Here is a 15,551-nt window from a genome sequence, read left to right on the forward strand (position 1 = left end):
TTTGTTTTCGAATATTCGTGGGTTTCGAGCAGCGAAAACAGGAAACACGGAACTCGGTTCGGCGGTCGACCCATCCGAACCACCGCCTCGCACCGAATAAACCAATGAGTTCACGACCGTCGAATACCGCAATCGAATTTTTCCGTGCACCCCCGACGCCCTAGGAGACCAGGGATAAAGATGACCGTAAATCGATTGATCAAGAGGCTCGACGGGGACGACCGCGTCGAGCTGCTGCGTTCCGTCCGTGAAGCCGACGTCAGCCCGTACTTCCGTGTCATGGAATCGGCCACAGCACCCGTGGTTCAGGTCGAAGGCCACGACAAGATCATGTTGGGCTCCAACAACTATCTGGGCCTCGCGGACCACCCCGACATCAAGAACGCCGCCCGCGACGCTCTGGACACGTTCGGGTCCGCAGTGACCGGTAGCCGACTGCTCAACGGAACGATGGACCTGCACCTCGAACTCGAGAACGAGATCGCCGAATGGCACGGCACCGAGGGCGCCATGGTGTTCACCACCGGCTACCAGACGAACGTGGGCACGATCAGTGCCGTCGTCGGCAAGCAGGACGTCATCGTGGTCGACTCGGCAGCGCATGCGTCGATCCGTGACGGAAGCCTGCTGTCCGGCGCCGAGATTCGTAAGTTCGCACACAACGATCTGCAGGATCTCGAAGAGCAGCTGCGCAAGCCCGTGGACGGGGACGGCGCAGTCCTCGTCATCGTCGACGGGTTGTATTCGATGGAAGGCGACCTTGCGCCTCTGGGCGAGATCACTGCCTTATGCACCCGATACGGCGCCGCACTGATGGTCGACGAGGCGCACAGTCTCGGCATCTACGGCGAGCAGCTCACCGGTGCCGTCGAACTGTTCGGGACCGCGAACGACACCGACATCCGCATGGCCTCGCTGTCGAAGAGTCCGAGTTCGACCGGCGGATTCATCGCAGGATCGAACGACCTACTCGACACGTTGCGCATTCATGCCCGCGCCTTCCTCTTCACGACGTCGGGAGTACCTGCCGCAGTAGGTGCATCGCTCGCGTCGATCCGGCTCATCCGGAGCGAGGAAGGCCGCCAGCGTGCCAGCCGAGTGCTCGCGAACGCGGAAGCACTCCGCAGCGGGCTGGTGGCCGAAGGACTCGATGTCGGCAAACGTTCACCGATACCCGGTGGCGACACTGCGTCGCCGATCGTGTCGTTGCACATCGGCGACGATCTCGTCGCGATGGACTTGTGGCGCAAGCTGTTCGACAAGGGCATCTTCACCAGTGCCGCGCTGCACCCTGCGGTCCCTCGCAACGGTGCGTTGCTTCGCCTGTGCACCATGGCGTCGCACACCGACGACCAGATTCGGACCGCGATCTCGACCATTGCAGAAACGGTTGCGGAGCTGCCGTCGTGACGCTTCGTGTCGCGGTGACAGGTGCGACCAGCGATTTCGCCAAGGCGATCCTCCCGGCTCTGCTCGCGGACGACGAGGTCGAATCGGTGATCGGGGTGGCACGTCGGGACGTCTCTCTCACACACCCGAAGTTGCGTTCCGTCCGGTCGGACATTCGATCTCCGGAGTTGGAGAACATCTTTCGAGGATGCGACGTCGTCGTGCATCTGGCGTTCATCGTCGAGGAACTTCGGGACAAGCGTGAGACTCACGACATCAACCAGCGCGGGTCACGCAACGTGTTGGACTCGGCGTATCGGGCAGGCGTGCGACGGTTCGTCATCGCGTCGAGCATCAACGCGTACGGTGCCGAGCTTCACGACGAGCCGCTGACCGAGAACGATTATCCTGCAGGAGATCCCGACCGGTACTACTTCCACGACAAGGCCGAGGTCGAGCACTACGCGGAGTGGTGGCTACGACGGCATCCCGGCGAGATGGCCGTCAGCATGCTTCGTCCGACGTACATCATCGGGCCCGACTTCTCCAACGACGGGATCGACCAGTTCACCGGCAAGATCGGTGCGTTCCCGCAGGCCGATCGGGCGTCGTACCAGTTCTTGCACCAGCGTGATCTCGCGGACGCCTTCCACCGGGCCGTGAAGCAGGACCTCGTCGGGCCGTTCAACGTGGGACCGCAGGACTGGACCCGCGTGCGCGAACTCGCGAAGATGCAGGGGCAGTGGCTGTTCGACGTGCCGGAGGGACCTGCAATCCGAGCCGCGAACGTCGCCTTTCGCCTTGGCCTCACACCGTTCTCCGGGCAATGGGTGACCGCGGGCGAACCCGTCGTCGATTCGACTGCCCTGCACGAGAAGACGGGATGGACGCCGACACTGACGTCGCAGGAATGCGCGGCGATCATGGTACTGCTGCAGGGACGACCGATTCTGCAGTCCGAATTCGCACTCACGAGCCATGATGCCTGCGAGGCCGCGTTGGAACCTGCGACGGCAGTCGTCGGCGTCGCCGCCGGTGAGCACGTTCAGGTACGCACCACGACCGGAAGCGTGCACCTCGAGGTGCACCGAGGTTCGCAGGCGGGCGCAGTCGTCATGCCTGCGCGTCCCGGGCTTCATGCTCGATATCTGACGCCATTGGCCCGCGAGGTGAACGATCGCGGCTACAGCGTCGTACTCGTCGATCCGCCGGGGCACGGTCTCAGCACCGGCCCGCGTGGACGCGTCGACCAGACGCAGTTCGACGCCGCCGTCGCCGAAGCCACCTCGTTCGCACGTCGCACGTTCGGATCACCGTTGTCGGTGGTCGACATCGAGGGTCTGCGTTCGAATTCCGAGGACCCGCTGACCCCTCGACGCACGCGAGGAAAGGTCTCGACGACCACGTACCTTCAGGCTCGGACGGTGGACGACGTCATCGCCCGAACAGGCCACGCACGCGCTGCCACCAGCTCGGGTGGATCTTCGGCAGCGGGGTCTCGGAAGTAATTGTCCGGGTTGCTCGAGTGTGCTCGTCGGCCGCGGCCCTGTTGGTCCGCCACTGCGCTACCCACTCTTCGACGTCGACCGCCGCGATCGGGATCAACGGCGGTGAGGGCATGCGAATCCACGCGACGATGCGCACGTTCAGATCCTGCAGATGTAAGCGCACGGACTCCTCGAACCGCATCTCGATCAGAGTCGCCGGTAGCTTCTCGATTTCCTTGCGGAGCTGCAACGACTCGGGCAGCAGCGCGTCGGTGGACAGGTTCTCCCGCTTCAGATAACCCTTGATCCACCACAGCTCGTCGTTCGGGCCGGTTCCCTTCGGAATCGGCTTCCCGGCGCCCTCCAGGTTCTCGAACGCACCTTGCTCCTGCGCTTCTCGAATCTGTTTGTCGACGAAGGACTCGAAGGTGACGCCGTACTTCTTTCGTTCCGTCACAGCATCATGATGCCGGAAACGACCGATTCCCGTTACAGTGCTCGCGTTCGCGTTACTTCGATCGCTACATCGGACACGGGGAGTCTCATGAAGTTGGCTCGATTTGCCAGAACGAGCACGATTGCCGTGATCGGCATCGCTGCCCTGGGAATAGCGGCAGGAACCGCTCACGCCGATCCGACGCCACCACTGGTGTCGGGCCAGGATCAAGGCGTCGGCTACAGCACCACCACCACCGCAGACGGAACCGGTGTGACGACCATTCTGGACACAGGTACGTTCCGGCTCGACGGCACCAGCAACACCGTCGAGGTGATCGACGCCGCAGGAGCCTCCATCGCCACCATCCCGCTCGCATACCGCGTCGGGGACCAGGAATTCTCCATCGCACCGCTCATCGGTCTCGACGACAGGCGGTTGACGCTCACGCCGGAGACCGACCCTGCGCTGGCCACCCAAGTCGCTCGTTCGACTCTGCCCGTCACCGATGTGAACTCGCAGACACGATTCCTCGACGAGCTGAACAAGGCGTCGTTCGGTGCAGGGGTCAGCGCGGCCATCGGCGCAGGAATCGGATTGGTGATCGGCTGTGTCGTCGGCGTGTTCGTCGGCTGCATCCCGGGGGTTCTCGTCGGCGCAGCAGCCGGCGGGGTCATCGGGTTGATCAACACCGGCGGGTACCCGCTGCAGTCGGCGGCGTTCGACTACTTCACGGGTCAGCCTTAGACCCCCTCGTGAGTGTTTATGTATAGCCACCTATACATAAACACTCACGAGGGGCGGGCTCAGAGTGCAGGTTCGGGCTTGGCCTCACCGTTGGAACGGGCCGGAACGGTGTCGGAGTTGCCGTCGAGGTTGTTGAGCAGGCTCGTGACGTTCACGCCCGAGCTCTCCAGAGTCTCGATGACTCCGGCGATGACCTGCGGGCTGATTCCCAGAAGCGACCCGATCGACCCCTGTGCGCCGTCGGACCCTCCGATGATGGAGATTCGGTCGATGTCGCCGACCGGTTTCGCTGCCGCCTCCGTGGCCTCGACGAGTGCGGCCAAGACGTCGGGCAGGGTCAGCAGCCTTGCTGCCTGCGGGGTGTAGGAGTTGAGCGCCTCGGCAATCTGACGCTTGCCCGCGGCCTCGGCTTCCAGCTTGGCCCGTAGACCGTCTGCCTCGGCCTGCTGCTCGGCGCGCAGCGCATCGGCCGCGACCTTACGGCCCTCTGCCTCCGCCTCGAGCTTCGCCCGCAGACCGTCGGCGTCGGCCTGCTGCTCCGAACGAACCGCGTCGGCGACGAGCTTGCGCGAATCCGCTTGTGCCGCGCCCGATTGACGCGCCGATTCCGCCTGCGCCTCGGCGCGGAGAATTGCTGCCCGACGCTCACCCTCGGCACGTGCGATCGCCGCTTGCCGTTCGGCCTCCGCCGGAGCGATCACATCTGCTTGCAGAGCAGCCTCGGCTTGCTGCGAGCGCCTGCGCTCGACCTCGGTCCGCGCTTCGACCCGCGCTGCTTCGGCCTGCTCGCGAGCGATACCGACCGCTTTCTCCGCGGTTGCCTGAGCAAGCGGACCGGCCTGGTCCGCTTCGGCGTTCTCCGCTTCCGTCTGGGCACGCAGACGGGCCAGTTCGACGTCACGACGCTGATTCGCCGTTGCGATGGCGGTGTCGGCCTCCGCCTGCGCGACGGACCCTTCCTGTCGTGCCTTGGCCGATCGAATCTGAGCGTCGCGTTCGGCGTCGGCCGTGCCGACCGCAGCATCGCGCTTCACTTCTGCGATGCGCCGCTGACCCAGCGACTCCAGGTAGCCGTTCTTGTCCGAGATTCCCGCGATCTTGATGACATCGACCTCCATGCCGATGCGGGCGAGATCGTTACCGGCCTCGTCGATCACACTGCGCGCCAACGTGTCTCGGTTGGAGTTCAGATCTTCGACGGTCATCGTCGCGGTGATGCCTCGAAGGCTTCCTGCGAGTATGTCGTTGATCTGGCGCTGCAGTTCGATCAGGTCCGACGTCAGAAAGCGTTGCACCGCAGTCTGAACGGCCTCGTCGGCCGACCCGATGCGAACCAATCCGACGGCTTCGACATTCACGGGCACGCCGTCGTTGGACAGCGCATTCTGCAGATTGATACTGATGTTGAACGGTTCGAGCGACATGATGTCGACACGCTCGATGCCCGGAATCTTGAACCGCGCTCCGCCGCGCACCACTTTCGGCTTGCCGCGTCCGGTGAACACCGCAACTTCGTTGGGCGGCACCTTGATGTAGTTCTTCACGTAGACCGTGGGTATGACGACGAACACGATCAACGCCACCACGACGCCGATCACTATGGAAGTCAGCATGTATCGAGTCCTCGAATCGCGTCGCCCACCGGGACGACGTGCAGATAGGTGTCGTCCACATCGGCGATGTAGACCGTGATGCCGCGAGCCAACGACGTGCCCTGCGAGCTGATCGCGCGTGCCCCGACCCGGTTGCCCTCCGCGTCTGCGAACGACACTTCACCCCACCCCTCCGCATCGACAGGAAGGGTGACGGTACCGAGAAGACCGATGTAGGACGTACGAGAAATGTGTGAATTGTCTTGCTGGCGAAGCATGTACGGGATGAGGAGGCCTCGCGTCGAGATGACGAGGACCACTGCGAGTGCTGCGCCGACCGCCGACGCGGCCAAGTCGGACGAAGACAACGCGGCCGTGATCCAACCACCTGCGCCGAAGCCGAACGCTGCCGTCGCGACAGTCGTCAACGACAGAAACGGAAGGCCCTCACCATGACCGGACCCGAAGTCCGAGATTTCACCGACCGTGAATGTTCCCAGTAGACCGACGATGCCGACGACGAAGCAGACGATGAACACTGTCAGCACACAAAAACCCCGCTCCCGTTTCGACCCATCGAATAGTAAAGGGTTTTCGCAGGGAACGGGGAAATCGGTCTCGTTTCGTGATCTTGCTTGTCTTACAACACCTCCGCTCGCGTACAACGCTGGCGTGCGTTGTAAGCGAACGGAGGCGTCGTGAGTAGCCCCGGAACTCAGCCGTATTCGGCGACGAGGCGGTCGAACTCAGCACGGTCGACGAGCTGCGGCTCTCCGATGGCCAGGGCCTGCGAATACTTCGCGGCCAAGTGATAGTCACGGCCCAGCGGACCGCGTTCACCGTCGTCCTGCTGGATACTGTCGCCGGGCGGAACCTCGTTCTGCAGGCCCTCGGTCTGACGGCCGAGCCGAGCGTCGAGTTTCGCCGTGATCTTCTGCATGATCTCTTGGTCGTCGGTCATCGATGACGCCTACCCGCTAGGCGACCGATCGACACACCGGGATTGTTTGTCGGTGCCTCGGGGCATCATGGTCGGGTGGCCCGGAAATCGAGTTCTGCACCAGACGCGAGCGCAGCGCTCGCGCGGTTTTCTGCGCCCACTCAGGAGTGGTTCGCCGGCGCCTTCGAGAGCCCCACGTCCGCGCAGGCCGGAGCATGGGATGCCATTTCCAGCGGAAAGCACACGCTGGTCGTCGCTCCGACGGGTTCGGGCAAGACGCTGTCGGCGTTCCTGTGGTCGATCGATCAGCTGGCCACGCGCGACACCGAGGCCGAACGCAAAACCAAGGTTCTGTACATCTCGCCGCTGAAGGCGCTGGCCGTGGACGTCGAGCGCAACCTGCGCGCTCCGCTGGTCGGCATCACGCAGACAGCCAAGCGCCTCGGCCTCGAACCTCCGGACATCTCGGTGGGTGTCAGGTCCGGCGACACCACCCCGGCCGACCGTCGGGCCATGATCAAGACACCGCCGGACATCCTGATCACCACCCCGGAGTCGCTGTTCCTGATGCTTACGTCGGCGGCGCGGGAATCGCTGTCCCTCGTCGACACCGTCATCGTCGACGAGGTCCATGCCGTCGCAGGCACCAAACGTGGATCTCACCTGGCGCTGTCGTTGGAACGCCTCGATCTGATGTTGCCGAAGCCGGCACAGCGGATCGGCCTGTCGGCGACGGTCCGGCCACACGAAGAAGTCGGTCGCTTCCTCACCGGATCCGCACCCATCGAGATCGTCGCACCGCCCGCGCCCAAGACGTTCGATCTGACGGTTCAGGTCCCGGTCGAGGACATGACCGAGCTGGGGGTCACCGAGGCGGCCGACGGGGACGCGTCGGCGCCGCCGCAGCAGGGATCCATCTGGCCGCATGTCGAGGAGAAGATCGTCGATCTCATCCTGGACCACAAGTCGTGCATCGTCTTCGCCAATTCTCGACGCCTGTCGGAGCGTCTGACGGCCCGGCTCAACGAGGTATACACCGAACGTCTCGGAGACGGCGTCGACACCACGCACGGTCCAGCATCGCTGCTCGGCAGTTCCGGTGAGGTCAACCATGGCGCCGAAGCACTGCTCGCCCGCGCCCACCACGGCAGCGTCAGCAAAGATCAACGCGCCTTGATCGAGGACGACCTCAAGACCGGGCGTCTGCGATGCGTCGTCGCCACCAGTAGCCTGGAGCTCGGAATCGACATGGGCGCAGTCGATCTCGTCATACAGGTCGAAGCTCCGCCGTCCGTCGCCAGCGGGCTTCAGCGCGTCGGGCGTGCCGGTCACCAGGTCGGCGAGATATCGAAGGGCGTGCTGTTCCCCAAGCACCGCACCGACCTGATCCATTGTGCGGTCACGGTCGAACGTATGACGACGGGCAAGATCGAAGCACTGTTCGTTCCTGCCAATCCGTTGGACATTCTCGCCCAGCAGACCGTCGCGGCGTGTGCGCTCGAACCGATCGACGCTCATGACTGGTTCGACGCGGTTCGTCGCACCGGAAGCTTCGCGACACTGCCGAGGTCGGCGTACGAGTCGACCCTCGACCTGCTGTCCGGCCGCTACCCGTCCGACGAGTTCGCCGAACTTCGGCCCCGGCTCGTCTGGGATCGCGACGCGAACACTCTCACCGGCCGGCCGGGCGCGCAGCGTTTGGCCGTGACATCCGGCGGATCGATTCCCGATCGTGGCCTGTTCACGGTCTACATGGTCGGCGAGAAAGCCTCTCGTGTAGGCGAACTCGACGAGGAGATGGTCTACGAGTCCCGAGTCGGTGACGTGTTCGCCCTCGGCGCGACCAGTTGGCGAATCGAAGAGATCACGCACGACCGTGTGCTGGTCAGTCCCGCCTACGGTCAACCGGGCCGGTTGCCGTTCTGGCACGGCGACGGTCTCGGCCGTCCGGCCGAACTCGGGCGTGCACTCGGCGAATTCCTCCGCAGCACGTCCGAACGCGAAGGGTTGCCGGAGCGCCTAGGTCAGGACGGGCTCGACCCGTACGCGGTGAACAATCTCATCGCGCTGCTCGACGAGCAGAAGGACACCACGGGCCAGTTGCCCACGGACCGAACGATGATCGTCGAACGGTTCCGCGACGAGCTCGGCGACTGGCGGCTCGTACTGCACTCGCCCTACGGCCAGCAGGTACACGCGCCGTGGGCGCTCGCGATCGGCGCGCGGCTGATCGAACGGTTCGGCATCGACGCGGCACCCACTGCATCCGACGACGGCATCATCGTCCGACTGCCCGACACCGAGGACAACCCGCCCGGCGCGGATCTCTTCGTGTTCGAAAAGGACGAGATCGCCGACATCGTCACCGAACAGGTCGGCGGCTCGGCATTGTTCGCGTCTCGCTTCCGCGAATGTGCCGCTCGCGCACTGCTTCTCCCCCGGCGTAACCCGGGCAAGCGTGCGCCGTTGTGGCAGCAGAGGCAGCGCGCGTCTCAGCTCCTCGACGTCGCGCGCAAGTACCCGTCGTTTCCCATCCTGCTCGAGACCGTGCGTGAATGCCTGCAGGACGTCTACGACCTGCCCGCGCTCGAGGAGATTCTCGCGCAGATCGGTCGCCGCCAGATCCGCATCGTCGAGGTGGAGACACCGTCTCCGTCACCGTTCGCGAACTCGCTGCTGTTCAACTACGTCGGCGCATTCATGTACGAGGGCGACAGTCCGCTCGCCGAACGCCGCGCGCAGGCATTGTCACTGGATTCTGCGTTGCTCGCCGAGTTGCTCGGACGCGTCGAACTGCGGGAGCTGCTCGATCAATCCGTCATCGACACAACCGAACTCGAACTCCAACGGTTGATTCCGGATCGTTTCGCGAAGGACATCGAAGGCGTCGCCGATCTTCTGAGGATGCTCGGCCCACTGACGGCGGACGAGGTCGCGGCTCGGACCCACGGCGACGAGTCTCAGCAATGGCTCGACGAATTGGTCTCGGCCAGAAGAGCATTGGAAGTCTCCTACGCCGGCCGGACATGGTGGGCGGCGATCGAGGATGCCAGCCGCTTGCGCGACGCATTGGGCGTACCGCTGCCCATCGGGACACCGAACGCGTTCATCGAACCGGTCGACGACCCGATGACCGACCTGATCAGCCGCTACGCGCGCACGCACGGCCCGTTCTCCGTCGACGATCTGGCAGCCAGATTCGGTATCGGCCCTGCGGTGGCCCGCGGAGTTCTCGCGACCCTGGGCGCCGACAAACGTGTCATCGAGGGCGAGTTCCGGCCCGAGAAGACAGGCAGCGAATGGTGCGACGCCGAGGTGCTGCGCAGGCTCCGCCGACGGTCTCTGGCGGCCGCCCGTCAGGAAGTCGAACCTGTCGGAACCGCCACGCTCGGACGATTCCTGCCTGCGTGGCAACACGTGGACAGCCGCCAGCTCAGCGGTATCGACGGCGTGGCGTCGGTCGTCGAGCAGCTAGCCGGTGTTCCGATCCCGGCGTCGGCGTGGGAACCGCTCGTTCTGTCGTCGCGCGTGCGCGACTACTCACCTGCGATGCTCGACGAGCTCACGTCCACCGGAGAGGTGGTGTGGTCCGGGCAGGGCTCCATCACATCGAAGGACGGCTGGGTGTGTCTGCACATGGCGGACACCGCTCCCCTGACTTTAGCCCCGCCCGCCGAGGCCGACCTGTCGGATCTACAGCTGCGAGTACTCGACGCGGTCGCTGCAGGCGGTGCCTACTTCTTCCGCCAGCTGTCCGATACCGTCGGGAGCACCGACGACGACAGTCTCGTCGCCGCGCTGTGGGAGCTGGTGTGGGCCGGGCAACTCAGCAACGACACTTTCGCCCCTCTGCGTGCACTGCTCAATGCCACGACGCGGTCCGCGCCGAGTCACCGCGCACCGCGTCGCACACCCCGGCTCAGGTCGTACCGTCGTTACGAACGTCCGACGCTCCCCACCCGCAGCGGGCCGCCGACAGCAGGCGGTCGGTGGTCGAGGCTTCCCGAACTCGAACCGGATCCGACCATCCGCGCACATGCCACCGCCGATGTACTGCTCGAACGCTACGGCGTCGTTACCCGAGGCTCGGTCATGAACGAGGGCGTCCCGGGCGGCTTCGCGACGATGTACAAGGTGCTGACCACGTTCGAGGACTCGGGCAGGAGCCGACGCGGGTACTTCGTCGACTCGCTCGGCGGCGCGCAGTTCTCGACGTCGGAGGTCGTCGACCGGTTGCGGACCTACGACGAGCGCGAAAAGACAGGCGCCGTCGTCCTGGCCGCATGCGATCCGGCCAACCCGTACGGTGCCGCACTGCCGTGGCCCAAACCCGACGACGACGTCGACACACCTCGGCACCGCCCCGGGCGAAAGGCGGGCGCTCTCGTCGTACTGCACGAGGGCGAGCTCGTCCTGTTCGTCGAGCGCGGCGGCAAGACCGTGCTGACGTTCTCCGACGACGACGAGGTCACTGCGACGGCCGCACACGCTTTGGCTGCGACGGTGAAACGCGGTGGCGTCGAGAAATTGCTCGTCGAACGCGTCGACGGCAACGACATTCACGGGACCGCGTTCTCGAGAACTCTCGTCGCTGCCGGATTCTCCGCGACGCCGCGCGGACTCAGGCTGCGGGGATAAACGATGCCCGAAGGCGACACCGTCTATCGCGCTGCCAACCGGCTACGCGCAGCATTGGAGGGCAAAGTCCTCACGCGCTGCGATATTCGCGTACCCCGTTATGCCACAGTCGATTTCACCGGGAAGACGGTCGACTCGGTGGCATCGAGGGGCAAGCACCTGCTCATTCGGGTGGCCGGGTACTCCATTCACAGCCACCTGAAGATGGAAGGCACCTGGCAGGTCTACGCTCGCGGCGAGAAGTGGAGAAAGCCCGCGTTCAAGGCACGCGCGGTTCTCGAGACCGCTGATTCGGCTGCAGTCGGGTTCGAACTCGGAGTACTCGAGATCCTCGAGAACGAGGACGATGCCGTCGGATACCTCGGACCCGATCTGCTCGGAGCCGACTGGGACGCGCGCGTTGCCGTAAACAATCTGTCCTCGGACCCCGATCGGGCAGTCGGTCTTGCGTTGCTCGATCAACGGAACCTCGCCGGACTCGGGAACGTCTATCGAAACGAGATCTGTTTTCTGCGAGGCGTCGACCCGAGGACTCCGGTCCGCGAGGCCGGCGACATCGGTAAATTCGTCGACCTCTCCTACCGAACCATCGTCGCCAACAAGGACCGCAACCAGAGGGTCACCACTGGCGACCGACGCGCGGGGCGCCACTTCTGGGTGTACGGACGTGAGGGAAAGCCGTGCAGGCGATGTGGCACTACCGTCGAATTCGGTCTGCTGGGTGACAATCCCCTGGAGGAGCGCCAGATCTATTACTGCCCGTATTGCCAGCCCGGTCCCAGCTGATCCACAGCTTCGGCCGTCAGGATCGAAGCATGATCTTCTTGGCGATACTCACTCTGGTCGTGATGGCCGCTTCGGGGCCGCTGGCGGCGCGGGCTCCGAGGTCTCTGGTCCGAACCCGAGAACAGCAGGCAATCCCACTCCGAACAACCACGCAAGACCGACTCCCACTGCAGTCTCTGTCAGCCGTTCGGTGAATCGAAAGCCTGCGTCCTCCGGTGCAGGCGAGAGCAGCAACAGCAACGCGAGGAACGTCGTGAACGCGGACGTGACGTACCAACGACTGGCGTGAGTCGCGGCCGCGCCTGCAACGCACGCCGCGATCGCCGCCGACAAGACCCAGGCATCCGCATCGGTGCCGACGAGAACGACGGCAGCGCCCGCGCCGACGAACACGGATGCCACTCGCCCGACGGTCCGCAACGTCGTCTGCTCGCTACCGGGTCTCATGACGAGCAACACTGCTGCTGTAGCCCATCCGACGTGCTCCAGATCGAACACGAATCCCACACCGGCTGCTATCGCCGCCGCGGCGCCGAGGCGGACGCCGTAGTCGATCGTCGGTGGTTCGCTCGGTACAGCGGGGATGGCGTCATGCGTCGGCCACAGCAACGACACGAGCGCTGCATACGCGGAGCCTGCCACGAGCAGTCCAGCGAGTTCGAGGCTCGTGGACAGATCGCCGTAACTGAGTCCGACGGCCACCATCGGCAGCGGCAACACAAGAGCGATCGCTCCGGCCGGTACGGCGCGTGCCAACAGAACGGCACCGAGGGACAGCAGAAACACCGTGGCGACCGCGAGCCACGGGACCGCGGAGACCAGCGACCCGATCAACAGCGGCACACCGGTCAGCACGCCGAGGGCTGCGATGCGAAGCCGACCTCGCCGCGTCGGCGCCAACCCCACGATCGCCGCCGGAATCACCCCGACCGCGAACGCCGCGCCCCGGGACACATCGGAGTAGGCCACCACCGATGCCGGCAGGGCGTACACGAGCCCGAGCGCCGCGGAGTTCCACTCCCAGCGCAGACCCGTCACCCGCAACACGCTAAGACGGCGAGAGGCCAACCGTCGTCATTCTTTTCGGGTGAGAGCGTGGGCCGGGCAGTTAGGCTTCCACAGCATGACGCCGAACCTGCGAGATCTGCTGCACCGCCCACTGTTATCGCGGAACGAGCCACTCGACCCCACCAACACCGCGAGCCGGATCAGCGCCTATGTCTACGGCAACATCCTGATCCTCGCGGCGCTGATCCCCCTCACCACACCCGAGCAGCACACCTTCCAGGGCCTCGCGATCGTCGTCGGCACCGGTCTGTCGACCTTCGTCGCACATGCTTTCGCCGAAAGTGTCGGCGAGTCCGTGCGCACAGGAAGTCACCTGTCGCGCAGTCAGCGCCTCGAACAGCTACGCGATTCGGTACCGATCCTCAGTGCGACAGTTCTGCCCGCCGGACTGCTCGCGATCGGCTGGTGGGGCTTGCTCGATCCCGCCATCGGTCAGATCGCCGCCGAGGTGATCATCATCGGACGCATCGCGTCGACCAATTTCGTCATCGGTCGTCTACGCGGCGAAAAGCCCACTCGTGGAACGCTCTTCGGCTCGATCGCGCTGGCCGGCGCCGCAGCGATCATCGTGTTCATCAAGATCGTGCTGACGCACTGACCACTCAGGCCTTACCGGGCTGCACCGGTTCCAAGATTTCCTGCCGCGCCTCGGGCGCTACGACGCGCAGTGCATCGGCCGACTCGTCGTCGGGTTGCATCTGTGATTTCACCTCGGCCTCGACACGCGCGGCGTACGTCTCCACCTCACGGTCGACATCGGCGGCGCTCCATCCGAGTATCGGGGCCACCAACGCCGCGACCTGCCCCGCACAGTTGACGCCGCGGTGCGAGTACTCGATCGAAATGCGTGTACGACGCGACAAGATGTCCTCGAGATGCAACGCACCTTCCGCCGCCGCCGCGTACACGGCCTCGACCTGCAGATAGCTGGGTGCGTCGGTGATGGGCTGCAGAAGGTAGGGCTTGTCGGCCGCCAGCGTGAGCACCTCGTCGATGAGGGCGCCGTAGCGATCGAGGAGGTGTGTGACGCGATACGGGTGCAGGCCGTACTTCTCGGCAAGATGATGGGTCTGATTGACGAGGGCGAAGTAGCCGTCGGCGCCCAGCAGTGGCACCTTCTCGGTGATCGACGACGCGACCCGCGCGGGAATGTCGTCGGACGCGAGATCGACAGCATCCTTCGCCATGACGCGGTACGTCGTGTACTTGCCGCCTGCGATGGCGACGAGCCCCGGCGCAACTCTGGCGACCGCGTGCTCGCGGGACAGTTTCGACGTCTCGTCGCTCTCCCCAGCCAGCAACGGACGCAATCCGGCGTAGACGCCGTCGATGTCCTCGTGGGTCAACGGCGTCACCAGGACGGTGTTGACCTCGCCGAGGATGTAGTCGATGTCGGCTTTGGTCGCGGCCGGATGCGCGAGGTCGAGCTTCCAATCGGTGTCGGTGGTGCCGATGATCCAGTGAGCGCCCCACGGAATGATGAACAGCACCGACTTCTCGGTGCGCAGAATGATCGCGGCCTCGCTGACGATGCGGTCGCGCGGAACGACGATGTGAACGCCTTTCGACGCGCGTACACGGAACCTGCCCCGCTGCGACGACAATGCCTGGATCTCGTCCGTCCACACACCCGTCGCGTTGATGACGACGTGGCCACGCACCTCGGTCGTCGCGCCGCTCTCGGAATCACGAACACGGACGCCCGATACCCGATCCGCTTCACGCAGGAAGCCGACGACCTGCGTCGACGTGCGCACGACGGCCCCGTACTGTGCCGCGGTCCGCGCGACGGTCATCGTGTGTCTGGCGTCGTCGACGACGGTGTCGTAGTAGCGAATTCCGCCGATCAACGACTTGCGTTTCATGCCAGGAGCCATGCGCAGCGCGCCGGATCGTGTCAGGTGCTTCTGCGCCGGAACGGACTTGGCGCCGCCCATTCTGTCGTACAGGAAAATTCCCGACGCGATGTACGGACGCTCCCAGACACGATGCGTCAGCGGGAACAGGAATTTCAGAGGCTTGACCAGATGGGGCGCGAGAGTCGACAACGACAGTTCACGTTCGTGGAGAGCCTCACGGACCAAACCGAATTCGAGCTGCTCGAGGTAGCGCAGACCCCCGTGGAACATCTTCGACGACCGACTCGACGTGCCGGAGGCGAAGTCACGCGCCTCGACGAGGGCGACCTTGAGGCCACGCGTCGCCGCATCGAGTGCCGCACCCGCGCCGACGACACCACCACCGACGACAACGACGTCGAATTGCTCGGACCCGAGCTGCTCCCACGCCTTCTCGCGTGCGTGCGGCCCCAGGGATGTGGTCTTCGACTTGTTGCTCAAGAACTCGCTCCCGTGTCGCCGTCGGTTTCTCAGCAGGCGTGCTTTTCTACCATCGCCCACTCTTTTCCAAGATGCACAGCAAGGCTACCGTTCGTCACGTATACCCGCGCGATCGAAAAGTCACAGATC

At 64.7% G+C, this 15,551-nt stretch carries 12 protein-coding genes; 6 read left to right on the top strand and 6 right to left on the bottom strand.

Features of this window, described 5'->3' with window-relative positions; genetic code table 11:
• Window positions 1-180: 180 nt before the first annotated feature.
• Both CHB96_RS25715 and CHB96_RS25720 read left to right on the top strand, forming a co-directional pair.
• On the top strand, window positions 181-1,410 hold the full coding sequence (locus CHB96_RS25715; RefSeq protein WP_089251680.1) for an aminotransferase class I/II-fold pyridoxal phosphate-dependent enzyme: 1,230 nt from the start codon (window positions 181-183) through the stop codon (window positions 1,408-1,410).
• Window positions 1,407-2,897: an NAD-dependent epimerase/dehydratase family protein gene (locus tag CHB96_RS25720; RefSeq protein WP_089251682.1), complete on the top strand. Its 1,491-nt coding sequence runs from the start codon at window positions 1,407-1,409 to the stop codon at window positions 2,895-2,897. Before CHB96_RS25715 ends, CHB96_RS25720 begins: the two co-directional genes overlap by 4 nt.
• Here CHB96_RS25720 and CHB96_RS25725 read toward each other — a convergent pair.
• Window positions 2,824-3,333, bottom strand: coding sequence for a DnaJ family domain-containing protein (locus CHB96_RS25725; RefSeq protein ID WP_089251684.1), 510 nt, complete (start codon window positions 3,331-3,333; stop codon window positions 2,824-2,826). The two genes, CHB96_RS25720 and CHB96_RS25725, sit on opposite strands and share 74 nt — an antisense overlap.
• A gap of 87 nt (window positions 3,334-3,420) precedes the next feature.
• Between CHB96_RS25725 and CHB96_RS25730 the strand changes: the two genes are divergently transcribed.
• Window positions 3,421-4,059 carry a DUF8020 domain-containing protein gene (locus CHB96_RS25730; protein WP_089251686.1) on the top strand — a complete coding sequence of 213 codons (639 nt, stop codon included), beginning with the start codon at window positions 3,421-3,423 and terminating at the stop codon, window positions 4,057-4,059.
• Window positions 4,060-4,118: 59 nt separating this feature from the next.
• Here CHB96_RS25730 and CHB96_RS25735 read toward each other — a convergent pair whose 3' ends face one another.
• The 3 genes from CHB96_RS25735 to CHB96_RS25745 all read right to left on the bottom strand — a co-directional run bounded on the left by CHB96_RS25735 (window position 4,119) and on the right by CHB96_RS25745 (window position 6,612).
• Window positions 4,119-5,672 (bottom strand): flotillin family protein, encoded by a 1,554-nt coding sequence (locus CHB96_RS25735; RefSeq protein ID WP_089251688.1) that lies wholly within the window; start codon window positions 5,670-5,672, stop codon window positions 4,119-4,121.
• Window positions 5,666-6,199 carry an NfeD family protein gene (locus CHB96_RS25740; RefSeq protein WP_089251690.1) on the bottom strand — a complete coding sequence of 178 codons (534 nt, stop codon included), beginning with the start codon at window positions 6,197-6,199 and terminating at the stop codon, window positions 5,666-5,668. Before CHB96_RS25740 ends, CHB96_RS25735 begins: the two co-directional genes overlap by 7 nt.
• Before the next feature lie 167 nt (window positions 6,200-6,366).
• Window positions 6,367-6,612, bottom strand: coding sequence for a modification methylase HgiDII (locus tag CHB96_RS25745; protein WP_089251691.1), 246 nt, complete (start codon window positions 6,610-6,612; stop codon window positions 6,367-6,369).
• 75 nt (window positions 6,613-6,687) lie between these two features.
• Between CHB96_RS25745 and CHB96_RS25750 the strand changes: the two genes are divergently transcribed.
• The gene (locus CHB96_RS25750; RefSeq protein ID WP_089251692.1) at window positions 6,688-11,229 is read left to right on the top strand and encodes an ATP-dependent helicase; all 4,542 of its coding nucleotides are present in this window, start codon (window positions 6,688-6,690) and stop codon (window positions 11,227-11,229) included.
• Window positions 11,230-11,232: 3 nt separating this feature from the next.
• Complete coding sequence (locus CHB96_RS25755) at window positions 11,233-12,015, top strand: DNA-formamidopyrimidine glycosylase family protein (RefSeq protein WP_089251693.1); 783 nt, start codon at window positions 11,233-11,235, stop codon at window positions 12,013-12,015.
• A gap of 48 nt (window positions 12,016-12,063) precedes the next feature.
• Here the strand turns inward: CHB96_RS25755 and CHB96_RS25760 are convergent, their stop codons facing one another.
• Window positions 12,064-13,053 carry an FUSC family protein gene (locus tag CHB96_RS25760; RefSeq protein ID WP_089251695.1) on the bottom strand — a complete coding sequence of 330 codons (990 nt, stop codon included), beginning with the start codon at window positions 13,051-13,053 and terminating at the stop codon, window positions 12,064-12,066.
• 85 nt (window positions 13,054-13,138) lie between these two features.
• Between CHB96_RS25760 and CHB96_RS25765 the strand changes: the two genes are divergently transcribed.
• A complete protein-coding gene (locus tag CHB96_RS25765; protein WP_089251697.1) occupies window positions 13,139-13,681 on the top strand; it encodes a hypothetical protein in 543 nt (180 codons plus the stop codon).
• Window positions 13,682-13,685: 4 nt separating this feature from the next.
• On the opposite strand, the gene CHB96_RS25770 is transcribed toward CHB96_RS25765, so the two are convergent.
• Window positions 13,686-15,422, bottom strand: a complete 1,737-nt coding sequence (locus CHB96_RS25770) for a glycerol-3-phosphate dehydrogenase/oxidase (protein ID WP_089251699.1) — start codon at window positions 15,420-15,422, stop codon at window positions 13,686-13,688.
• Window positions 15,423-15,551: the final 129 nt, after the last annotated feature.

The sequence above is a fragment of the Rhodococcoides kyotonense genome, from assembly GCF_900188125.1.
Taxonomy (GTDB): domain Bacteria; phylum Actinomycetota; class Actinomycetes; order Mycobacteriales; family Mycobacteriaceae; genus Rhodococcoides; species Rhodococcoides kyotonense.